Origin of the sequence: Brevibacillus sp. MER 51 (assembly GCF_023714195.1) — a bacterium.
Taxonomy (GTDB): Bacteria; Bacillota; Bacilli; order Brevibacillales; family Brevibacillaceae; genus Brevibacillus.
Window position 1 is genome coordinate 441698 of the sequence record NZ_JAMAUS010000001.1, and the last position, 22776, is coordinate 464473.

A 22776-nucleotide genomic window follows, 5' to 3' on the forward strand; every position below is an offset into this window, starting at 1 on the left:
CTACAACGTAAAATCATAATCCGCCCCGGGGATTTCCTTGTCAAAAATCGTCCGATACGTGCGCTGGAGCTGCTGCAAAATCCGTTCACCTTCAATGCGCAGATACGAATATTTGACCGCGTATTTTTCTACATGGGGAATCAAGCGGTTTTTTTCCAGGACATAGGCATGCAGATCGTGCTCCCGCTTCTCCCACTGAATGAGCCGATTACGCAAGTCTCGCGCCGTGTCTTCGACCTCATCGCGACTCTCCTCCAGCAAACGGACATTGCGCTCCGTCGCTTCCTTGCCCAGCTTTGCGCCCACTTCCTTTTTAAACTGAAAGGCATGCAGCTCCGATTCTTTTTCCTTCCATTTATCCGCAATTTGTCCGAAACGCTGGAGTGGCAATTCATTCTCCATATCACTCTTCAACATTTCCGTAAATTGTTGTTCAAACACTTCCTGCATAACGGTTAAGTCCTCAGGGACATTCCACAGCATATGCGGAGTGAAAACTGTGTCCCAGATCGTCACTTGCTCACGTCCATGCAAGGCGGCAGAAGTACGCCATACATGCGCGATTTTGCTCCAGCGACGGTCGGAGAGCACATACTCTTTTTCTTCCAAGTCTTGTTTTAGGCGGTACAAGAAATAAATGATGGTTTCTGGAATGACCACTTGCTTCGCTGCCGCTTGAATATCCTTCACGTCATACAGCGAGAACACAACGGGAAGAGGCGTTGTTGGCAAAGAAAACATGCGCTCATAGCTGGAAGCGTGCTTCAAATAGTGAACCTCGTAACGGAACAGGAAGCGGTCATAAAGAGCAGTCAATTGGTCATCGTCATCAGGAAGTTCATTCGATGCAGCGATTAAAAACTGCAAGGGAACCTCCTCTTTTTCTCTGCCATTGAAATAAATTCGTTCGTTCAATATAGATAGCAGCGCATTCAGAATCGCGCTGTTCGCTTTGAAAATTTCGTCCAAAAACGCAAACTGGGCGTTGGGCAAATAGCCCGTTGTTTTTCGTACGTATTGATCCAGTTTCAATTGCTGAAGGGAGACTGGACCGAATATCTCATCAGGTGTCGTAAAACGGGTAAGCAAATACTCGAACCAATGTTCTGATCCAAAAAGCTGAGAGACTGATCGTGCTAGCTGAGACTTGGCTGTACCCGGCGGACCGATTAACAAAGCATTTTCTCCGCTCATGATGCCGAGCATTAAAAGGCGAATCAGTTCACTTCTTTCCAGGAAACGGCGCTCCAATAGCTCAATTGCCTGGTCCATTTTACGTTGGATGGGTGTAGTCGAATTCATCGTAGTTGGCTTCACGACGGACTGGTTACGTACGTCGATATGCCGATCCCCCTCTCTTGCTTGGAACCCAAATATACGTCATTCATTAATAGTGGCATATCGTGGACAAAAATGCCAGTTTTGCAGATGCTTCACCCGTCTGCTCTAGGATGTGCGTTCACCCATGGCCTATTTTCCGCATATGTTGTGACATCAAGGTACTTTCATCGGAGTAACGAAAAAGGAGGGTGCGACATGGGAATCGAGCTTTTGTGGATACATGGTGTGTATGTCTTGTTCGTAATCGGCATTATTCTTGTGATGGTTTTGCGAAAAGATACGAGTTTGATCAGTATCGTGGGTATAGCGATCATCGGCTTCGTCGCGACAGGCTCTGTAACAACAGCCGTCGGCGGAATATTCGGCAGCTTCATCTACGCGATTACCGAGCTATTGCCGACGATTTTAGTCATCTGCATCATTGTTGCGATGAGTCACGTTTTGACCGATACGGGCGTAAATGAAACGATGATTCGGCCGATGACCCATTTGGTTCGAAATCCTGCATGGGCTTATTGGGTCATCGGGATCGTCATGATGGTCATTTCCTGGTTTTTCTGGCCTTCTCCAGCTGTCGCACTGATCGGAGCTGTCATGTTACCTGTGGCATTGCGCGCTGGCTTGCCTGCGATGGGTGTCGCCGTTTCGATGAACTTGTTTGGACATGGGATTGCACTGTCCGGCGATTATATTATTCAAGGCGCTCCCACTTTAACGGCCAAAGCCGCAGGAATTCCTGTTTCGGACGTGATTTCGGCTAGCGTCCCTCTCGTTATTATTATGGGCGTGGTGACTACTGCAATTGCATTCTGGTATTTGAAAAAAGACATGAAGCTCGGCGTGCTTGCATCTCCCAAAGAGACAGTCGTCCCCGATGCTGTTTTTACTTCCGCACGAGTCCCGTTGTCAGATGGCGTGCGGCGTACGTTGGCTGGGCTCGTACCAATTTTATTTGTCCTTGATGTCGTGGCCATGTTTGCTTTTGATTTACGCGGAGGTGATGCAACGGCGCTTGTGGGCGGAACCGCCTTGCTCATCCTCATCATCGCAACGATGCTGGCGCACAAGCAAAGTGGTCTCGAGCAGGTAACCACACATCTCATTCAAGGCTTTCAGTTCGGCTTTAAAGTATTTGGTCCGGTCATCCCGATTGCTGCTTTCTTTTATATGGGGGACAGCGGGTTTATCAAGGTGTTTGGGGAGGTGCTGCCACAGGGATCACACGGAATCGTAAATGACCTCGGTGTGGCGCTTGCACATACGATTCCCATTAGCAAGGAAGTAGCTGCCCTCACAGTATCCGCAGTGGGTGTCATTACAGGGCTGGATGGCTCAGGCTTCTCCGGGATTACACTGGCTGGCTCTTTGGCCCAACTGTTTGCAACTGCTCTGGGTGCCGGTGCCGCAACGTTAACAGCGCTCGGACAAATTGCCGCCATTTGGGTCGGCGGTGGAACGATCATTCCTTGGGCATTGATACCTGCTGCAGCCATTTGTGGAGTAGATCCTTTTGAGCTGGCAAGACGAAATTTGTATCCCGTGGCGATTGGGCTTTTGGTGACGACAATCGTGGCGATGTTTCTTCTGTAAAATGTCGGTATCTATACGAAAAAGCGAATGGTCACGAGCCATTCGCTTTTTTCCTTGGTTAGGTTATGAGTTAGACGAGTTTTCTCATTCTGTTTTTCTCCGAGACTCATACACTTGTACTAGCCTCTATTTGGATAGGAAAGGAAAAAACCAGTATGAAGTTGTGGGGAAAAAGTATCCAAGTCGCAGCGACGTACATTGGGACCGTCGTGGGCGCCGGGTTTGCGAGCGGGCAAGAAATACTCGCGTTTTTCACCGCCTACGGTCATGCCGGAACAATCGGCATCCTGCTCGCCACATCTCTTTTTGTCTGGCTGGGCTACAAGATGATGCTAATCGCTCATCAATTGCGCACACCCTCCTATGAATCCTTTAATCAAAAACTGTTTGGACCGATGATTGGTCGTACGATGAATATTTTGGTCTTTCTTACCCTTTTTGGCGTAACGACTGTCATGTTGGCAGGAGCGGGCTCAGTCTTGGAGGAGCAGTTTGACATCCCGTATTTGATCGGGACCACAGCCACTGTTTTGCTCGCCCTGTTGATTCTGCGAAAAGGGTTGGAGCAGCTACTCGTCGTGAATGCGATTGTCGTTCCGTCCATGGTATTGTTCGCTTTGCTCATTTTGCTGGATGGCACCGCAGAATCTCCCATGCCTCTCTCACCTCCATCCGATTACTCCTTCTTATGGAAAACAGTCTTATACGTGTCGTTTAATCTGGCCATGGCCCAATCCGTTCTCATCCCGATTGGCTATGCGATCCGCGACAAGGTTGTTTTGTTTCGGGCAGCCGTCATTGGCGGAGTCGTGCTTGGATTCATGCTCCTCGTCGTCCATACGGCCATGTTGGCCAACTGGGACGATGTCCGTCTCATGAATATCCCGATCCTTTTTGTAACAGACCAATGGAACGAGTGGCTCCAGTTGTTCTTTGTTTTCGTGCTCTATTCCGAGATTTTTACTACATTGATTTCTAATGTATTCGGAATTGGTCAGCAGTTGCGTGAATTACTGGACGTTCCGGAATCGCGGCTATATTTGTATTTGTTCTCTACTGCTTTCGTATTGTGCCTGATTGGGTATAGTCAGTTGCTCATGTTTTTGTATCCGTTGTTTGGGTATTTGGGGTTGTCTACGCTCTGTCGGATTTCGCTTCCAGGGAATGTAATCAGAAAGCGTTTTTGATTGCAGAACCATTAAAACATTTTCGCCCCCTCTTCCATGCCGATAATGTTCGGATTTAAAGCGAATGAAGGGCCCACACAAAAGTATTACCCCCGTAATTTTTTTAACAAGGCGCAAAGAGGTCACTTTAAAACCGAACAATAATGTAATAATTAGATATAAAATACGGAATTTACATTTTCGCTGATTTGTTTCTCGTAATATATACTTCTGATGAATTCTTTGTTCCCTGAGTTGAATAAAATTCGTAGCCACATTAATAACTCTTTCATTTTTTTACAAACGTATGGTAACATTTGTAACCATGGAACCGGCATAGATTAAGGACCAACTCATCAACCTACTAGAAAGGAATTCCTATCGTGAAATTTTTTACCCTATTAAAAACCATGCTCGTTCTGTTACTCACCTTCTTCTCAACTTCTCCAATCAAGGCCGAAGAGCAGCAAGACTCATCAAGATTACCGGAATTGCCAGTGGTGTATCAAAACCTGCAAATACCGTCTCATTTGACAGAGCCATTCTTTCTTTTCACGAAGCAACCACTTTACAAGCGCGATTCACCCCCAACGCAGTACACGATGTCTTTGGTTTCAACGTCTGGAAAAGTATTAAAAAGCATTGTGCCCCCCTATAAAAGTGAGGTGTACCCGCTCCAAAATGGGTACGGTTATTTTTTTGATACTGGTTTTTTTAAGCATATGGACTATTACCTCTACGATAAGCAGGGCAATGTTAAGAAAATGATTACCTGTTGCGATGTTGGCTCTCTCAAGCAGATACATGGGGAATGGTTTACGGGCACGGACTATCCGGGAAACCTGCCGTATCTGTACAATGCCAAAACAGGGGAAATTACCAAGAAGTTTCCCGACGCGGATCATCCATTCTACTTAGCCGAACGGACTACGAAAACGTTTGATCCGTACTACTTGCCCTATGGTGAAATGGTAAAAGACGCAAAAGGGAACGAATACTACAAGATGGGCATGCGAACTATTCACGGAAAAATACTGAGCAAGCCATTTTTCGATGAATATTTCGGGTATGGTGAAGGCTGGCATCGAGTAAAAATAAATGGACAGACGCATTTTATCAGCAATGAAGGCAAAATTATGCTGAAGCCTTCTCGTAACTATAAAGTCGAATCGAATATGCACAGTGGAGCATTTATTGTCTCAGGCAAGCTGGGGAACGAAGAATTTTATGTGCTAATGAATAAAAAGGGACTCATAGTTTCCAAAAAGTATGCGTTTATCCACCCGACATCCGATGGTCACTTTGTCGCTGTGACGAAAACCAACAAGCAATATACCTTTACCAAAATTAATGCGGCAGATAAAGTCGTCTCACCGCAACAATATGTGCTAAATAAGCCAGAACTAATGAAAGAGCTCAAGCAGACGGGACAATTGTTTCATACTGATTCCCAGATCATAACGAACACAGCTAACAATCAAAGCTTCAACTTTCCACATCAATTGCTGATCACTCCTACGAATGAGACAGTCGCCATCGAGTACACCATCTCGGGGACCAAAAAGATTGGCGTGTATATGCATGACGGCAAGCTGATCTATGAGGAGATTATCAAATAAGCAGGTACAGTGAGCCTGACTTCTCTTAAATTCTCATACTAACAAATAAAAGCACGACACTCTCCTGAAACAGGGGGATGGTCGTGCTTTTTCCTATTAAGTTCCTAGTACTCCTAAGTGATTATTCCAATCCAGCAGGCTTTTCCCTTCCATCTAACGGATACCAGCGAAGCACATCACGCGGAGGGCTTGCCAACCCTTCCTCCAACAAGACACACTTCCAAATTTCATCCCCCGGCCCATCGGTTGTATCGCCGTCATTGATAACAGGACCATTCTCGTATACATAGTTCGATATATTGCGCAAGAAACTCGCGACCTCATTCGGATCGTAGGCATCCCCATTAAATACCGCCTCATGATCGATCACATCCAACTGCTGCATGCCGACGGTATCCATCAAGAGCCATCCCTCTGGAAGATTGAACAACCGGACATTGGACCATAGCTCCAGCGGAAGGAGCTGGATTTGCTCATAACGTTGATTCAGCTCTTGCATCAGCTCGGCAGACGCGACGCACTCCCCATTCGGATTAAAAAAGCAAAGGGCTTCTGGCATTTTCAACAGCGACTCAGCGATGGCAGTGACCGTCATCAACTCCGGGAGCGCTTCATAATCTTCAGGCAGCACAGGAGCCTGATCGTCCGACTCCCCTAGCACGAAAGAAGAGCGAATACGGATAAACGCTCCGTGCTCAGATGCGGCTTGCCGCCCTTCGGGATATCCCCACGACTGCTGAGCTGCCCGCTCCAGGCTATTCGAGAACGTAAACGGTCCGAAAAAGCCCATCGACCAAGCGCCAAACAGCATCGTATCTTCTGCCGGGTCTCCCATTGCATCCGGCCAAGGCTTATCGACGACATCGACCTGAATATATCCGTTTACTTCTGGACGATACGGAATAAGCAAGCTAGGGCCGCTAAACACCCATTGGTCGAACGTTTCCAGGATGTTCGCAATTTCGAATTGATTTTTGAGCATATCTGCTATTTTGTGAATCGGAACCGCCGTTGACAGCAAGACGGCAACTCCTTGAGAATACATACCTTTTGGCATATCGTCATCTTCTTTCCAATGTGGTTTTATGAGTCATGGCGTCCTTTATGTAACGGCAAAACCGATTGCTTGAAGCTCCTTCATCGCCATTTCCAGATCAACTTCTGGATTCAGCCCCATCATCATTTCTTTAGTGATGGAAGTATTCGTAAATACATGACCAACTACATCAAGTGGGACCTTCACCTCGTAGTAGGCCTCCGCCCACTCTACATAGTCTTCTGGATGATCATATATCATCCCAAGCAAAAAATCTGATCCGTCATCCAGCCCTTGCGGATTATGTACGTTTCCCGTTTTCCATACGTGATCGGTAGATTCTCGCCAAAGGCAAAATGTAACTTCCTCCTTGGTTAACGCTTCGTCATCGAGTCGATGAAGCAAAGCAGGAGGGATTTGCTCATAGATACCAGGCCAGACTTCGTATTCTTCCCTGGCATGTGGACTCATTTCCGATTCATGATCGAATCCTTTTACAATAACGCCCTCAGGGGTGAACAGGATGTAAAGATCGTCGCCTGAACCGTTGCTAACGCTCGCGAATGTCGTGTTTTCATCCCATTGCGGATCGAACTGATATCTGCGCAGCCACTCCTCTTCACACAATACAATATCCAGTGCGCTCAGGATAAGCAGACGCTGTTTTAATACTTCGGGCTCCAAGAAAGGCTTAGGCCAAATGCTCATGTTAGATTCTCCTTTCATTCCCAAGATACTGTCAATAACCCGTCTAAATACTCGCCCTTATCTAAGAGCTTCTCATTGATAGGCTTTGACTGCATTTTCTCTGTACATCAGGGATAATCATAGCTGTTCTTATAAGTATCGGATTCTGATTTCATATGTAAATAGGTGGCATTTAGCAGGTAATTGCATTTCTCGCAAATATATAAACCTTAAAAGCAGTTATGCCTCGTGCTACTTCATCGTTGAACCATTCGAGTATATCGCACAAATCAACGTATCGACATCCAACGCCCATGGAAACATGTTGGTTATAGGATGCTACACGGTGTCGATCTTCGCCGTGACGTTGCGGTTGTCATGTACATCCCGATGAATCGGATCATTGGTAGGTAGCCCCTACCATGAACCATTCGAGAGCTTCTGAAAATTCATGTGGAAGCTCTGACACCTGAAGAAAGGTACACATCTCGCTTACGATCCGTTCTCTGCTTTGCCCGTATTGCTCTGTAAGTCGAGCTAGCTGCTCCCAATCACTGAGCTCCTTTTGAAAGGCAGCTCGGTCCAATGGCCGACCATGCGATTCCACGAAAAGGATTGCTTCAGACTGATACGCTTGCTTCAACAGGCGCAGAAAACAGGAGGCTGTATAACTGCGCGGTCCTCCATAGACAGAGGGACCCAAGGCATCTCCTAGGAACAGCGTTTGATCTTCTTTTACGTACACATAGCACGAATCTTCCGAATGATCACCTCCGACATGGTTCACCTGACATGTCACGCCACCCAGGTCGATCGTGATCGATTCATCGAATAGGATATCCGGCTCGACTATTCGGATCAAGTCCCGGTTCATTCCGTACTCTTTTCTGATGTTCGCCATCGTGCTGGCATTGATGATCTTCTCCTTACAGAGCTGTTCCATGACTTCATCCGACCATTCCAGCCCCATCAGCTTACTCAATGAATCTGCGGTTTTTGCCTGCGCGATGGTAGGTAGATCCCATGTTGACATTCCAAATGTATGATCCCAGTGCCAATGAGTCAGTATGAGCAGATCTGGAAGACGAACACCTAGCCTTTGCAACTCCTGACGAAACAACGCGGCATGCGCCGGTGAATTTCCAGCATCGATCAAGAGGGTTTTTCTTGCCCCCGTAATGGCTGCTAGGATGGGGCGATCCGTGTCATGACTTGCATGCATAATCAAGATATGTTCGGTAATCTGTTCGATCGTGGACATTTCCTTCTCCCCTTTCCAAATACGCCAACAGAAATATTTTCCATGTTATCACACACCAGTACCTCCTCGCACAAACAAAAACGCCAGTGTTACCATGCGTTTTTGTAGATACCCCTGCGATACAAAAATCTCTGACAAAATCATCACTCCCCTCTTAGAAACAGAGAAAGAGATAACAGAAGAAATTCTTATGAACATCAGTCAAAAGAGGCAAAATGTAGTGCAGTCATCAAGCGTGCCAACAATGAACCTGAAAAAGAAAAAGTCGTACGCGGTCCGCACGAGGGATTTATTGAAGACATCAATCTGAATCTACAGATGGTCCGCAAGCGAATTGCGAGCCGGCAGTTGGTCATTCGCTATTATAAACTTGGGACAGATACAAAAAGTCGCACAGCCTTAGTATACCTGCAAAATATTGCGAACCCTAAACTTATTCAGAAAGCCGATAAAAGGATTCGCTCCATTTCTGCTGACAATGTAGCATATTTAGGGATGGTAGATGAAAATTTGGAAAGCAAATCATATAGTCCTTTACCTCAATTGCTTACTACTGAAAGGCCTGAGAGGGTGGTGAACAACTTGATGGAAGGGAGAGTAGCCTAAAAGCTCTTGAGGAAGCAAGGGATTGCTCTTTTTGACGGTGATCGTATGAGTGGCGAGTTAAATAAAGACGAGTCAATCTTATATTTGCTAATGCTAGGCAAAAAAGGGAAATCTACTGCTCGATTTTCTACTGCTCGATTTAGATGTTAAAAGAGCAAAGAGTAAAATGGACATAATCGTTGGAGAAAATCGAAACATGACCGTACAACTTCGGGTAAATTTGCATGTTATTGCGTATGAGTACGCACAAGATCATCTACGAGAACAACGCATTTTGAGAGAAATAAATCAAAGGTTATCAAAGGAATTTACCCACCAAGCAAAAATTGTCCTCCAAAAAATGCAAAAAGCTAATCATGACGGACTGGGAGTGTAGATGTAAAGATTTCCGGTAGCGGGTTATTAGATTAATGCTTACGAGTCTGTTTTGGCAGCTTTGTTGACGATAGCCCCGTCCTGTTTTACTTCATTTTGGAGTCCAATGTCACAGGGATCGAAGATAAAATCCTCGCGAAGGCGTATCTACACGTTCCTGTTAAAATATAGTGTTTCGGGATTGGGAATGAGGTGAAAGAGGCAGCCGCTAAAAAACGGCTGCCATTCACTTATCTACTCGTGGATACCTTCCACATCGCCAAGCATTGCGCCAGCAATCGTCAGAAAATCTTCGAAACCGACTTCAAAGTGACCATAGCGGAAGTGATATCCCCAATTTCGATTCCCGCGCGTGAAGGTAAGCTGATCCAATAGAGTGGCAATCTTCACTTCGCGACACGGAATATAGCGGATATTCCGACGATATGGCACAAAGGATTCGGACATCGGATATTCGTAGATTTTGTCATCTGCAACTTGTCCAATAGCGGTAAATGCTTGAAGCACTTCCCCCTTAGACAAGTCTGTTCGTGGAGAATAGTATATCAACCAATCACCGGGAGACATCCGACGCAACGGTGCCGACTTGCCATGGCAGAGCTGGGCGAATCCACCCAGCACCCCCCGTTTTACATGTGAAGCAGATACAACTCCAATCCAGTAGCGACTTTTCTGGATTGTTACCTTGATCGGCATCGTTCCTATCCCTTCCTTCTTTAAAATTTATACGTTTTTGCTAATTACAACGTTTCGTCTTCAGAATAGATGACGATTGTGCATTTCAAGAACGTATAGTATTTGGCATAAATGTTCCTTCATATATCATCTCAACGTGACTATATAAAAACGTTACTGACAACAGTATGTCAGTAACGTTTTATCATTTTTCCAATGGTTTTAGTTCTACTTTCTCCAAATACAAAACCGAATTTATTGAAGATTATTACGATCACCTTGTAAATGGGAGAGGAATGAGCAAGCGACAATGTGTTTCAAGATAGCTACTGTCAAAAGAAAATAAAGTATTAGACACTAGTCAATATTACATCGAGAAAACTTGGATAAGATACCGGAAAGGATTTTATCCTCCATACTAGGAATTAATATAAACAAATATTCGGATATTTAACTTCAAACATTCCAGGAAAGGCAGTGAATGAAATGGCCATACATACGTTTCAACCGCAACGGTATTACATCAATTTCGGCTCTTATGAACCGGCGCTGGTTATAAACGACGGCGACACGGTTATCACATCTACCATCGATGCAAGAGGATGGGATCACATGGGAGAAAGCGTTGCCCCCAGAGGAAATCCGATGACGGGTCCCTTCTACGTGGAAGGCGCACAACCAGGTGATGTGTTGGAGGTTAAGCTGGAATCGATGACGCCAAACCGGGACTGGGGATGGACAGCCAATGTGCTTGCGCCTAACGTAGTCGATCCGCTGACAGCTACAACATTGCCCACTCTGGAAATCGTCCGCTGGCAGGTGGATGCTGCGCAGGGTATAGCGAGGTTAGAGGAGCCGACACCCGGTTTAGAATACCTGAACCTGCCGATTCGTCCGTTTCTCGGCTGTTTCGGTGTAGCCCCTTCCCGAGATCAGGCCATATCATCGGCGACAAGCGGCAATTACGGCGGGAATATGGACTACAAAGCGTTAGTTGCCGGTGTCTCTGTCTACTTTCCAGTGTTTGCGGAAGGCGCGCTTTTTCATCTTGGCGATGGACATGCGGCACAGGGATGCGGCGAAATTGTTGGCACGGGTATAGAAATATCGTTAGACGTCCGTTTTTCCGTCCGTGTGCATAAGGGCAAGACGATAAAATGGCCGAGGGTGGAGTCCGACACTCACTTGTCTTGCATCGGCAACGCCAGACCGCTCGAACAAGCGCTCCAGCACGCAACTACTGAAATGCTCTCCTTGCTAGTCGAAGACTATGGACTCTCGGTAAATGAAGCAAGCCTGCTGCTCGGCCAAGTCGTCGAATATGAGGTGGCCAACGTGTTCAATCCCGCTTACAGTGTCGTCTGTAAAATTCCAAAAGCCTATTTACCTGTTCGCAAATCCTAGTCCGCCCAAGGATTAAGAGAGGACGGATAACCCCCTTCTTCCCATACCACCATATATGCAGTCCACATACGGCGGTAGTCATTGACAGAGGAATTGATATTGGAAGACTTAATTAGAGCCTCTATCATTTTTTCGAATGGAAAGTAATTGAATCTATTCCAATAACGCGTGGCTGGTTAAACTTAAACTGGAACGGATCAAAAAACAGCGAGTGCTGTTTCAGCACCCGCTATTTTTTATGGAACCATCCATGACAGTAAATTGGACTGTAAATACGTGATGATACCGATTATTACAACCAAGAATAAACTGTGTTTCACCGTAAAGCGGAATAAATCAGATTCTTTTCCGGCGAGTCCTACCGCAGCACAGGCAACGGCAATCGATTGCGGCGAAATCATTTTACCCGCTACCCCACCGCTCGTATTGGCTGCTAGGGCCAACACAGGTTCCATTCCCACTGATGTTGCTGTGACTTTTTGCAGGTTTCCAAACAACAGGTTGGAAGAAGTATCTGAGCCAGTTATAAACACCCCTAACCAGCCAAGGAACGGAGAAAAGAACGGAAATAACGCACCTGTGCCCGCCAACGCCATCCCCAGTGTGGTACTCATTCCGGAAGCGTTTGCAACATAGGCAAAACCGACAACAGTCGCAATCGTGAGCAGCGGAAATTTCAGCTCGATCAATGTCTCGCCAAAAGTGGCAAGCCAATCTTTCCAAGGGATGCTAACGATAAATTTGGTAACAATGGCGGCAAACAATATCGCTGTTCCGGCTGCTGCCAATACTTCTAATTTGAAAAGAGCAGCAATCGGTTTTCCATTCCCATCGATAATCAGATTATGCAGACCAGGGACCTCAGGCGTGAAGCTCAATGCTTTCCCAATCGGATTGAGCCAGTTAAATAAAAGGTTAGCCCCTTCATATTTGCCGACCAGCGCTTTTTTCACAGTTGGAATTCCCCAGATAGAGATAAAGGCGGTCAATACCAGGAAGGGAGACCATGCCTTGAAAACTTGTCCGGTTGTAAAGAGAGCTTTGCTTTTCTTGATAGCTTGTGCAGAGGCAGCTACTTCCGCGGTAGCTGCTTGTTCCGAGGGAAAACGGAAAATCGTTTTCGGTTTCCAAACCTTTAAGAACAAGGTTAACGCAACCAAAGAAACCAGTGCAGATAAAATGTCAGGTAGCTCCGGCCCCATAAAATTAGATGTCAAATATTGTGTCAAGGAGAAAGAAATGCCGGAAACTAGGATCGCCGGAAGCACTTCAAGAGTCTTTTTAAATCCAGACATGATTACAACCAGATAGAAGGGAACAAAGACAGATAGGATAGGCAGCTGGCGGCCGACCATTTTGGATATTTCCATGGCTGGAACGCCAGTGGGACCTTCCATGGCGATAATCGGAATTCCAATAGCACCAAAAGCAACGGGTGCCGTATTGGCGATTAAGCAAAGACCCGCGGCATACAAAGGATGAAAACCCAAGCCGACAAGAAGCGCAGCAGAAATCGCTACAGGAGCGCCAAAACCGGCTGCCCCTTCAAGAAAGGCTCCAAAAGAAAAGGCGACAAGAAGTGCCTGCAGACGGCGGTCTTCCGTGATTGATAAGACAGAGCTGCGGATAATATCAAATTGCCCTGTTTTCACCGTGAGCTTGTACAAAAATACGGAGGAAATGATGATCCAACCGATGGGCAGAATACCATAAACGGCTCCTTGCACCGAAGACATTATCGCTATTCCCGCGGGCATGCGATATACCAATACAGCAACTAGGATCACCATCAGTAAAGTGGTCAGCCCTGCCATATAGCCCTTCATACGTTTGATCGCAAGCGCCCAGAAAAAATAAAGAATGGGAATAAGCGCAACAAGCGCAGAGATTACGAGACTCCCCCCAACCGGAGTAAAAACTTGCGTCCATGTCATGGTTTCCACCTCTTTTTTATTCTTTTTATTTGAAAGCGGTTTCGGAATTTTAAATGTAAAATGGCTTGATATCCCCCTTACGAACTTGTATTTACCAGACAGTCAAAGTGTCACCATCTGATATGGTCATCTGATGTCTTCTTTTCGACAGTTCTCATTATATGTACCCTTGTTTTTTTTGACAAGTATTTTTTGAATATTCGAAACTAGTTGTTTTAAAAGTTGAATTATGTACCCTTTCCCTCGTAACCTATGCCAGAAAGGATGCAGCCTTGACAAATAACTGACAATTCAGGTAGGATGAACTCATCAGATGACCCTAAGAAAGTAAAGGGTGAATGCAGAATGAAAGCGGTGCCACAATTCAAAGTACGCAAAACGTACGAAGAAGTATCTGACTATATCAAAGATCAAATTATCAATGGCGTTTACAAACCTGGAGATCGACTCCCTTCTCTTCGCGAATTCAGCGACCTTTTTGGAGTCGGTCAGTCAACCATGCGAGAGGCAATCAGTGCACTCAAAACGATGGGTCTTGTGACCATTCGTCAGGGTGAAGGTACGTTTGTCACCCGCTTAAATCCAGAAGAGGTATTGTCTGGATTTGAACCGATTCAACCTGTCACGGAACAAGACATCATGTCACTCTTGGAGGTTCGGAAGATCATTGAGACGGGAATCGTTCAACTAGCCGCCGAGAGACGGTCTGATGAAGATTTGCAACGTATCGATGATGCATTGAAGGAAATGGAAGCAGCAGTTTCAAATGGAGATTTGGGAGAAAAGGCCGACTGGAAATTTCATTACGAAATCGCCAAAGCATGTCATAACTCGGTTCTGGAATCAATCATGCAATCCATATCTGAGACCATGAGCAAGGCATTAAAAGCAAGCCGCGAAAAAATGTTTCAAACGAAAGGAAATCCGGAACGGCTCCTGGCTGAACACAAGGAAATTTTCAAGGCTATCGCTAACAAAAATTCCAAAAGAGCCGAAGAATCCATGCTCTACCACCTGCTTGGCGTAGAAAAAGAAATGTTTGATTAAGATCAAGCATTTTCTTTTTTAAACAAGTCATCAGATGACATCATGATCATATATTTGGATAGATCATGGTGCCTAATAAATTCGAAAGGAAGCTGGATGAATGAAAGTATCAATGTTTATTACCTGTCTATCGGATGCTTTTTATCCTGAAGTGGGCGAAGCAATGGCACGACTTCTGGCTAGGTATGGCATCAAGCTGGATTTTCCCGAACGGCAAGTGTGCTGCGGCCAACCAGCTTTTAACAGCGGGTATTGGGATACCGCTAGAGAAGGAGCAAAAACAATTATTCATACATTCGCAGACAGCGATTTTGTGGTTGCTCCATCCGGTTCTTGTATCGGGATGATTCATCACCACTACCCTACTCTTTTTAAAGAAGATCCGAAATATCTGGCACTTGCTCATGATCTCATTGGTAAAAGCTATGAGTTCTCGCAGTTTCTTGTTCATGTGCTCGGGGTGACCGATATTGGTGCCCTCTTCCCCCACCGCGTCACCTATCATCCCTCCTGCCACGGTAGCCGTTTACTTGGCGTAAAAGACGAGCCTCATATTCTGCTCTCCCAGGTAAAAGGTTTGGAGTTTGTGCCCCTTCCTTTCGCGGAGGATTGCTGCGGATTCGGAGGAACTTTTGCCATAAAGGTCTCCGACATCTCCGGTGCGATGGTTACAGAAAAAGCAGAACATGTGCTGGAAACCAATGCAGAGGTCCTGGTCGGCCTTGATATGGGCTGCCTAACAAATATCTCCGGACGTTTGCACCATGAGGGACATCCGATTCGCGTAATGCATCTGGCAGAGCTATTGTATGAAGGAGTGAAAGGGGTATGAGCGCAAAAGCATCCTCAACCGCAACTTTAAATGAACGTGCACAAACTGCACTAAACGATAATTTTTTGCGAAATGCCGTAAAATTCACAACAGAAAGACTAAGAACAAACAAAGTTACAGCAACTGACGAGTTGGGCAACTGGGAAGAGTGGCGTGAACAAGGACGGCAAATCCGCCTGCATACAATTGCACATTTAGACTACTATCTGTCGCTGTTCATAAATAATGTGCGCGCGTTAGGTGGGCATGTACATTTCGCCTCTGATGCCAAAGAAGCTATTGAAATCACAATGAAAATCGTGAAAGAAAAACATACTCGATCCGTTGTCAAATCAAAATCGATGCTTTCTGAAGAAGTGCATATTAATCAAGTGTTTGAACAACACGGAATCGAAGTGGTAGAAACGGACTTGGGAGAATATATTATTCAACTCGCCGGTGAGACTCCCTCCCATATAATCATTCCCGCCATTCACAAAAACAAGGAGCAAGTAGCAGAGCTATTTTCAAACGTGGCTGAAAAGCGCTTACCAGCAGATACTGCTGTTCTTGCAGGCTTTGCCCGTTCCAAGCTGCGGGAGAAATTCCTTGAGGCCGAGATTGGGATGACCGGATGCAACTTTGCTATCGCGGAAACAGGCTCCATCACATTGTTTTCCAATGAAGGAAATGCCCGCATGGTATCCACGGTTCCTAAAACACAGATCACCTTCATGGGCATGGAAAGAATCATTCCCTCTTTGGAAGACCTTGAGGTAATGGCTACCTTGCTGCCGCGTGCCGCTACAGGGCAAAATCTGACCGTATACATGTCGCTGATAAATGGGCCGCGTCGCTCAGATGACTCCGACGGACCTGAGGAGTTACATGTAGTGATTATTGATAACGGCCGTTCAAAGCAGCTGGGAGATCCCGAATTTCAAGAGGTTTTAAACTGCATCCGCTGCGGAGCCTGTCTAAATGCTTGCCCTGTCTATCGACATGTAGGCGGACATGCGTATGGTTGGGTGTACAGTGGTCCGATTGGCGCCGTACTGACTCCTCTCCTGCATGAAGACAAGGAATTGGCAAATGCATCCAGTCTGTGCGGAGCCTGCTATGAAGCCTGTCCCGTTAAAATACCGCTACATGATATGCTCGTCTATCAACGCAGACGAAATGTGGAAGAAGCTTTGACAAAGAAAGCGGAACAACTGGGAATGAAAGCCTTTAAATTTATTTCTTCCAACCACAGGCTGTTCCGTCGAATTCTTCGAATCAGCCAACTGGGACAAAAGCCTTTTGTCAAAGGTGGAGTGATCACAGCCAAAATCGGACCTTTAAAAGGTTGGAATACCTATCGTTACGCACCAAAACTTGCCCAACACTCCTTCCGGGATACATGGAAAGCGCTTGACACTGAACTTCAATTTGAATGGCAGGAAATGGGTCAGGAAATGAAAGAGCGTCTAGCCGACATCCTGAAAAAACGGGGGAATACACATGAATCACAGTGAAAAAGAAGTACAATTCTTCAACACGATTGCAAATCGGTTAGGCAGAAGCCGGATGACCACTCCTCCCCCACAACCCGTTCGCGGTGTTCCGGACTTCTGGAAAATGTACCAGCTCAGCTCTGATGAAAGAATAGACCTATTTATTAAAAATTGGGAGCAGCTTGGTGGAGTCGCTAAACGCTTTTCTTCTCCAGAAGCTCTTTGCTCATATATCGCTGAGGTAGTCCAAACGTTTGAAGCCAAACGAATTATTCACGAAGACCACGCCCTTTTTCAAAGCATGTACCTGGACAGCTCATTTAACGGTATTGATATGACAATATGGAGAAAACAGGAAGAACCTGACTTGCTGAGCAAAGCGGCTCATGCAGATATTGGGATTTCTATTGCAGATTTTGCCATTGCCCATACTGGGACAGTCGTGATGACTTCGGCAGCGGCAAAAGGCCGCTCTCTAAGCCTTTTGCCCACCATTTTTATGGCTGTCATTCGAACTGAAAATATAAAAACACGTATGGGTGAAGCTCTACAGGAAATCAACAAATGGAATGACGTCAAAATGCCTGCGGGCGTTCACTTTATTTCCGGTCCCAGCCGTTCCGCCGATATTGAGAACGACTTAACTATTGGCGTTCATGGTCCAGGAATTGTTCACGCACTTATCCTTGAAGAAGAGACCAAAGGATAAACGGAATCACATACGAATGTCCGATGGATTTCAACTGGCCACCATCGTTCGAACCACCAGAAGGGTGGAGGTTCGCCTCCCCCTTTTCTATCATGCTCCCATTAATCTCTAAGCTACTTTTCTGAATTAGAAGGTTTTCTCCACCTGTAGGAGTATCATAAAAGCTGTTGACGATTACCTGTAAATGGAATATTCAGTGCTTTTGTATATAGTACACCTCCTTTTGCGTGCGAGCTCTCCTCTCTCATCACGTTTGTTCCCCACAACCAAGCGTTAACAAAGATATGAAAAAGCATAGGTAGGATCAAATTAGAAAAAATTACGACTTCGGTTCCGTATTCATGAGGGATGAACCGCTCTTTTTTCTCCATAACCCCTTGACTTTCACATTAGCGTGAACGTTTAGACTACATCCTGAAAGAGATCTCATTCACTCAAGGAGGAACAAAAATGACCTACTACACAGGGAAAAAAGCAGTCGTAACTGGAGGTACACATGGTATGGGCTTGGCTGTGGCAAAAGCATTGCTGACAGGCGGCGCCGAGGTCATCGTCTCTGGTCGTAATCCGAAAAATGCCGAGGAAGCAAAACGTGAGCTGGGCGAACGGGCACATATTGTGGTGTCTGATGTATCGAGCATGAAGGATGTGCAAGCATTCGGGGACTATGTTGAAAAGCATTTTGGCAAGATCGATTTTCTCCATGTGAATGCAGGTACTTCTATTCTGGAATCGTTTTTGGAAGTCACTGAAGAGACCTACGATCGGATTTTTGAGGTAAATACGAAAGGGGCATTTTTCACCGTCCAGCGCTTGGCGCCGCTAATTCATGAAGGAGGTTCCATCGTATTTACATCTTCCGTAGCGGATGAAGGCGGCTACCCCGGCATGAGCGTATACAGTGCATCCAAAGCGGCATTGCGTTCCTTGGCCTCCGGGTTTGCGGTTGAGTTGCTAGACAAAGGTATTCGCGTCAATGTCGTGAGTCCCGGTTTCATTGATACGCCTTCCATGGGAGTTGCCGGTTTCACGGATGCAGAACGCGTTACCTTCCAGGAGCTTGGTGACAAGGTTACACCCATGAAACGTCATGGTTCGTCAGAAGAAGTGGCGAAAGCGGTGCTTTTCCTCGCCTTTGACGCTACCTTTACGACTGGTGCGAGGCTAACTGTGGATGGTGGCATCGGGCAAAACTTGCATTCCTTGTAAAAAGACGGCCCCGGAGCAGCTGATCGCTTCGGGGCCGTGACTATGAACTAACTCGTAACCTTTTTACCACGTGTAATAGCTATTTGCCTCTCCAGCGTTTTTTTCCACTCTTGGAGTGCCTCCATCTGTTCGTTCACTTTGCTGAGCTTTTGTTCGTAGATCGCCAGCATTTCCTCGCAATATTCGTAATCGTCGGGAGCTGCCACTTCCCCTCTGAAGACCGTCCTGATTTCATCCGCGGTCAACCCCAGCTTCAAGTACAGTTGAATCATTTTGACACGTTTGACTGCCGATTCATTAAAATAGCGGTAATCGTTTTCCAGTCGTTCTGCCTGTAGCAAGCCCTTTTCTTCATAATGACGGATCGACCGGGTACTGACATTCGTTAATTGGGATAATTCGCTTATTTTCACGGAGCATAGATCCTCCTCGTAAGAAATTGCTATCCCAATTATATGCCAGAATGTCAGTGTATCCATATCGTTTTTGATTACGAATCTATCCTTGTATTTTCGTTGATCTTTGATCTGCTTTTGACGAAAAGCAATGTTGCTCCCATCAGCATCACAAATAAACCTACTACGGCAAAAGGCAGATACTTATTCAACTGGTAAAGACTTGTGCTGAGAATCGGTGCGATGACAGCGGAAATTCCTTGGACCGATGCCATAAGCCCCGCAACTCCTCCTTGCTGTTCACGATCAACGGCAAGCGAAGCTCCTGCCATAAATCCTGGCATCATGAGCCCAGTTCCTACACCAAACAAGAAAAATGCCGCGGCATAGACGATCACATGGATGAAGAAAAGAAAGAGAGACAAGCTGATGATTAAGAGCACCGCCCCGAAAAGTATGAGTGATCTTGGTTGCCATTTAGGATTTTTCATTTGCAGTCCTTGTGTGACAATCATCGCTATGCCAGAAATCATAAGTCCTACTGATAACATTCTGGCGGTTTCCTTTGTTGTTAAAGACAACTGATCCTGAAAATAAAACCCTCCAACGACTTGTAAGGTGATAATGCTGAGCATCGTTGCCAAACCGGCAAACAAATATAGGGGAAGGCCTTTTTGAAAAGGACTCACCTTAGGAGGTTTTTCGTGAATGATGGGTTTTTGAGCCGGAATTAAGAAGGACACGATGCTCAATGCGACCAGCGGCAACAGTGCGCCTATGTATAACGGCCAAATCAGACCGATCAGTGCAAAGGCTGCAGCAATCGCTGGACCCAGAACAAGCCCCATCCCATTGGCTGCACCGATTAAAGCCATTCCTGCCGCCCTACCCTTTTCGTTAGTTACATCCGCTATGTACGCCTGCGCAGCAGATGGAACTGCCGGGATAAACATACCGATCAATCCGCGTGCCACAATGAGCAATCCAACGAGAAGCCCGCCACTTATTACCTGTGATAATCCTGCATACATGGTCGCTGTGAACAGGACATAACTCATAAACATTCCGAAAAAACCAATGACAATGACAGCTTTCCTTCCTTTCAGATCGCTTAACCGCCCCCATACAGGTGCCATCACAGCCATTGCAATTGAACCGAGTGAAATAATGATGCCAGAGTGAATTTCACTCAGGCCTAATTCACGGATAAGCGGCGGCATTACGGGAGCAATAATCATCAATCCCACCATCGCCACAAATACACTCAAAAATATACTAAAACGGATTCGAATCATCGCACATCCTTCTCCTTCCATAGCGAACGCTTTTCATCAAAATCGTAAGAGAATTGCGTGACCGCTACTACCTGAGAACGGAGAGTTTATGCTCCGTAACGGATTTTGTTTGTCGCTTTGTTTAAATAAATCCTTTCCATCCATCGTCACAGCTGACCTCACTCACTTCCTGCGTTTCATTTCATATTTAACATTTTTTATCACGCCTAACAAAATGAGACTACCATTCAGCATGTAATCACGCTACCGGAAGTCTCATTCGCCCTTCTTCTATGTTTCTTTTCCTACAGCTTTACTACCATTTTTTCTTAGGTGGACATATCGGTTTGCAAGGTGGCGGAAATGTCGGTTTTGGTGGGGGTGTCGGTGGTGGGGTCGTTGGAATAGGAACTTGTTGATCTTGCAAAACTTTTAGACCAATACGCAGAACGATTTTTTCACGAACGGTCGAGAATGTTTTGGTTGTGTCCTTGCACCGCTTACTTTCCAAACCGATATCTAATTCGGTGAATTCCGTGAATAACAGCTCACAATACGGTCTCTCATTGTAAACTTTTCGGTTGCCAAACAAACCTACGTTAATCTTTGCCGCGTGACCTGATTTATTCAAATATTCTCCGTGTGACTCGAAATCTGGTGCCAGTTGCAAAGTCGGTCCTGTAGCAGGAAAGGTCAGGTCCGTACAGAAATCGAATGGTATCAGTGCTGTTGTATGTCGTACATCACCGCATACAGCAGTTCCCGTTACTTGATCGACTGTGGTGTACTCGATATTTTTTCGAATAAAACCGCTGACGAACAGCTTTGCAGACAGCGGGTTAAATGTGGGAACCAGCTCACATTGTTCCAGAATGACACTCTTCAATACCCGAATGATCTCAAGGGCAGGCCTCTCCAAATGGACATTAGCCTCGACACATACGACAACAGCCGTTTCTGCCAACGTTACAGGTACTTTAATCGTTTTAGGAAAAGTGGTTTCGGTTGAAGCCATTCCGAACACTCGGGCATTTTCCACTGTACAGCTGTTTTGCGTCACTTGAGTTTGGCCACATTTACAGCCATCGCCATGTATACCCATTTTACTCTCACTCCTTTATCAGCCACCTACTCTCTTTATATTATATGGACTAGACACAATATGGATTTGGCTGATGCCAAGCGTTATCTGCCCTTTTTTCTAGAAAAGACTGTTTACCTTTTTCGTTATGTATGGAGGCGGAACGGGAACCAGCTGCTTCCGATACCACCATACACGACCGCTAATGGTTGCCAAGCCGCTGAACTCCTTCCATTCTGATTGCGAATGGGTGAGAGGCTCTGCTGTGAGGTTGATTTGCCAGTCCCCTGTCTCTACCCATCTATTAATCGGACAAGCTGGTCCTGTGAGAAGAATTGCGCTTGTTCCTGCATTTTCTTTGGGCAAAGAAGGGCGTAATACTGTAGAAGTAAAGGGTATGCGAATCGTTTCATGCTCTACTTTTTGCGAATGGACAGTGACCCCCACCCCCTTGATTTCCAACTCACCTGACAGCCAGACAATCTTTTTGCTATCATCGTGTCGAACGTGCTGGACATGGATCTTACTTTGGCATTCCACTTCCTTCCACTCGAGTTTCCAGGGGACACGTAAGGAATGTACCCACTCTACGTCCCAAATTTCTTCTAAAAAAGCAACCTGCATGAACGATTGACCCGCGTTTTCCACGTAGACTACTTTTGCTTGAATCAGTTCTTGTAGAGAACTGTTGTTTTCTTGCGTACGATCCTTGGCATTCATAGGGGGTGGGGTCGTAGCTGCAACAGGTGGCACTTGTTCGGTAGTTATTATCTGCTTGACCGGAGGTGGAGGTGCTTGTTTTCGCTTCCCCTTTGGTTTCTTGGAGCGATACATTTTCTGCTTATCTGTGGCACCTTCCAGAGACCGCATCTGTTCCTTCGGTGCGACAAAGAGGAGCGGGAGTGATGCTCTCGACTTTTGCAAGGAGCCTCGCTGGTTTGGCATTGGTCTTTTATTCTTAGGATTTTTCTTGTCGATCGGCATGTCCTCACTCCTTTCCATCAAAATACGCCTCTCTTTATCCATACGTGATCGCCCGTCTGGTTGTATAGACACTTGC

The 22776-nt window shown here is 45.9% G+C and carries 22 protein-coding genes; 12 read left to right on the forward strand and 10 right to left on the reverse strand.

What is annotated here, in order from left to right; all coding sequences use genetic code 11:
* A complete protein-coding gene (locus tag M3630_RS01530; protein ID WP_251250983.1) occupies positions 1–1302 on the reverse strand; it encodes an AAA family ATPase in 1302 nt (433 codons plus the stop codon).
* 234 nt (positions 1303–1536) lie between these two features.
* On the opposite strand from M3630_RS01530, the gene M3630_RS01535 reads away from it, so the two are divergent.
* The 3 genes from M3630_RS01535 to M3630_RS01545 all read left to right on the forward strand — a co-directional run bounded on the left by M3630_RS01535 (position 1537) and on the right by M3630_RS01545 (position 5716).
* Positions 1537–2931, forward strand: coding sequence for a hypothetical protein (locus M3630_RS01535; RefSeq protein ID WP_251250984.1), 1395 nt, complete (start codon positions 1537–1539; stop codon positions 2929–2931).
* Positions 2932–3086: 155 nt separating this feature from the next.
* On the forward strand, positions 3087–4118 hold the full coding sequence (locus tag M3630_RS01540; RefSeq protein WP_251250985.1) for a YkvI family membrane protein: 1032 nt from the start codon (positions 3087–3089) through the stop codon (positions 4116–4118).
* 362 nt (positions 4119–4480) lie between these two features.
* On the forward strand, positions 4481–5716 hold the full coding sequence (locus M3630_RS01545; protein WP_251250986.1) for a hypothetical protein: 1236 nt from the start codon (positions 4481–4483) through the stop codon (positions 5714–5716).
* A 121-nt stretch (positions 5717–5837) separates the two neighbouring features.
* On the opposite strand, the gene M3630_RS01550 is transcribed toward M3630_RS01545, so the two are convergent.
* From M3630_RS01550 to M3630_RS01560, 3 genes are all read right to left on the reverse strand, one after another.
* Entirely contained in the window at positions 5838–6737 is a 900-nt protein-coding gene (locus M3630_RS01550) for a DUF4261 domain-containing protein (RefSeq protein ID WP_251250987.1), read from the reverse strand.
* 81 nt (positions 6738–6818) lie between these two features.
* Entirely contained in the window at positions 6819–7460 is a 642-nt protein-coding gene (locus M3630_RS01555) for a hypothetical protein (RefSeq protein WP_251250988.1), read from the reverse strand.
* Between the two features lie 379 nt (positions 7461–7839).
* Positions 7840–8700: an MBL fold metallo-hydrolase gene (locus M3630_RS01560; protein WP_251250989.1), complete on the reverse strand. Its 861-nt coding sequence runs from the start codon at positions 8698–8700 to the stop codon at positions 7840–7842.
* A 228-nt stretch (positions 8701–8928) separates the two neighbouring features.
* Here M3630_RS01560 and M3630_RS31080 point away from each other — a divergent pair, with 228 nt between their 5' ends.
* Genes M3630_RS31080 through M3630_RS31085 form a run of 3 tightly spaced genes read left to right on the forward strand, consistent with a single transcriptional unit; the run spans position 8929 to position 9682 of the window.
* Entirely contained in the window at positions 8929–9306 is a 378-nt protein-coding gene (locus M3630_RS31080; RefSeq protein ID WP_353057208.1) for a spore germination protein, read from the forward strand.
* Positions 9307–9312: 6 nt separating this feature from the next.
* The gene (locus M3630_RS01565) at positions 9313–9456 is read left to right on the forward strand and encodes a Ger(x)C family spore germination C-terminal domain-containing protein (RefSeq protein ID WP_285860083.1); all 144 of its coding nucleotides are present in this window, start codon (positions 9313–9315) and stop codon (positions 9454–9456) included.
* Positions 9437–9682: a Ger(x)C family spore germination C-terminal domain-containing protein gene (locus M3630_RS31085; RefSeq protein ID WP_353057209.1), complete on the forward strand. Its 246-nt coding sequence runs from the start codon at positions 9437–9439 to the stop codon at positions 9680–9682. Before M3630_RS01565 ends, M3630_RS31085 begins: the two co-directional genes overlap by 20 nt.
* 233 nt (positions 9683–9915) lie before the next feature.
* On the opposite strand, the gene M3630_RS01570 is transcribed toward M3630_RS31085, so the two are convergent.
* On the reverse strand, positions 9916–10377 hold the full coding sequence (locus M3630_RS01570) for an EVE domain-containing protein (protein WP_221868493.1): 462 nt from the start codon (positions 10375–10377) through the stop codon (positions 9916–9918).
* Between the two features lie 465 nt (positions 10378–10842).
* Between M3630_RS01570 and M3630_RS01575 the strand changes: the two genes are divergently transcribed.
* Positions 10843–11760 carry an acetamidase/formamidase family protein gene (locus M3630_RS01575; RefSeq protein ID WP_251250991.1) on the forward strand — a complete coding sequence of 306 codons (918 nt, stop codon included), beginning with the start codon at positions 10843–10845 and terminating at the stop codon, positions 11758–11760.
* A 236-nt stretch (positions 11761–11996) separates the two neighbouring features.
* Here M3630_RS01575 and M3630_RS01580 read toward each other — a convergent pair whose 3' ends face one another.
* Positions 11997–13694: an L-lactate permease gene (locus tag M3630_RS01580; protein ID WP_251250992.1), complete on the reverse strand. Its 1698-nt coding sequence runs from the start codon at positions 13692–13694 to the stop codon at positions 11997–11999.
* A gap of 345 nt (positions 13695–14039) precedes the next feature.
* Here M3630_RS01580 and M3630_RS01585 point away from each other — a divergent pair, with 345 nt between their 5' ends.
* The 5 genes from M3630_RS01585 (at position 14040) to M3630_RS01605 (ending at position 18966) form a co-directional block, all read left to right on the forward strand.
* On the forward strand, positions 14040–14741 hold the full coding sequence (locus tag M3630_RS01585) for a FadR/GntR family transcriptional regulator (RefSeq protein ID WP_251250993.1): 702 nt from the start codon (positions 14040–14042) through the stop codon (positions 14739–14741).
* A gap of 100 nt (positions 14742–14841) precedes the next feature.
* Positions 14842–15573, forward strand: a complete 732-nt coding sequence (locus tag M3630_RS01590; protein ID WP_251250994.1) for a (Fe-S)-binding protein — start codon at positions 14842–14844, stop codon at positions 15571–15573.
* Complete coding sequence (locus tag M3630_RS01595) at positions 15570–17069, forward strand: LutB/LldF family L-lactate oxidation iron-sulfur protein (protein WP_251250995.1); 1500 nt, start codon at positions 15570–15572, stop codon at positions 17067–17069. Before M3630_RS01590 ends, M3630_RS01595 begins: the two co-directional genes overlap by 4 nt.
* On the forward strand, positions 17056–17757 hold the full coding sequence (locus M3630_RS01600) for a LutC/YkgG family protein (protein WP_251250996.1): 702 nt from the start codon (positions 17056–17058) through the stop codon (positions 17755–17757). The genes M3630_RS01595 and M3630_RS01600 overlap by 14 nt, the downstream gene beginning before the upstream one ends.
* A 450-nt stretch (positions 17758–18207) precedes the next feature.
* Positions 18208–18966 (forward strand): SDR family NAD(P)-dependent oxidoreductase, encoded by a 759-nt coding sequence (locus M3630_RS01605; protein WP_251250997.1) that lies wholly within the window; start codon positions 18208–18210, stop codon positions 18964–18966.
* 47 nt (positions 18967–19013) lie between these two features.
* Here M3630_RS01605 and M3630_RS01610 read toward each other — a convergent pair whose 3' ends face one another.
* From M3630_RS01610 to M3630_RS01625, 4 genes are all read right to left on the reverse strand, one after another.
* Positions 19014–19379 carry a MerR family transcriptional regulator gene (locus M3630_RS01610; RefSeq protein ID WP_251250998.1) on the reverse strand — a complete coding sequence of 122 codons (366 nt, stop codon included), beginning with the start codon at positions 19377–19379 and terminating at the stop codon, positions 19014–19016.
* A 77-nt stretch (positions 19380–19456) separates the two neighbouring features.
* Entirely contained in the window at positions 19457–20656 is a 1200-nt protein-coding gene (locus M3630_RS01615) for an MFS transporter (protein WP_251250999.1), read from the reverse strand.
* Between the two features lie 295 nt (positions 20657–20951).
* Positions 20952–21737, reverse strand: a complete 786-nt coding sequence (locus M3630_RS01620; protein WP_173607701.1) for a CsxC family protein — start codon at positions 21735–21737, stop codon at positions 20952–20954.
* A 99-nt stretch (positions 21738–21836) separates the two neighbouring features.
* On the reverse strand, positions 21837–22700 hold the full coding sequence (locus M3630_RS01625) for a hypothetical protein (RefSeq protein ID WP_251251000.1): 864 nt from the start codon (positions 22698–22700) through the stop codon (positions 21837–21839).
* Positions 22701–22776 lie beyond the last annotated feature (76 nt).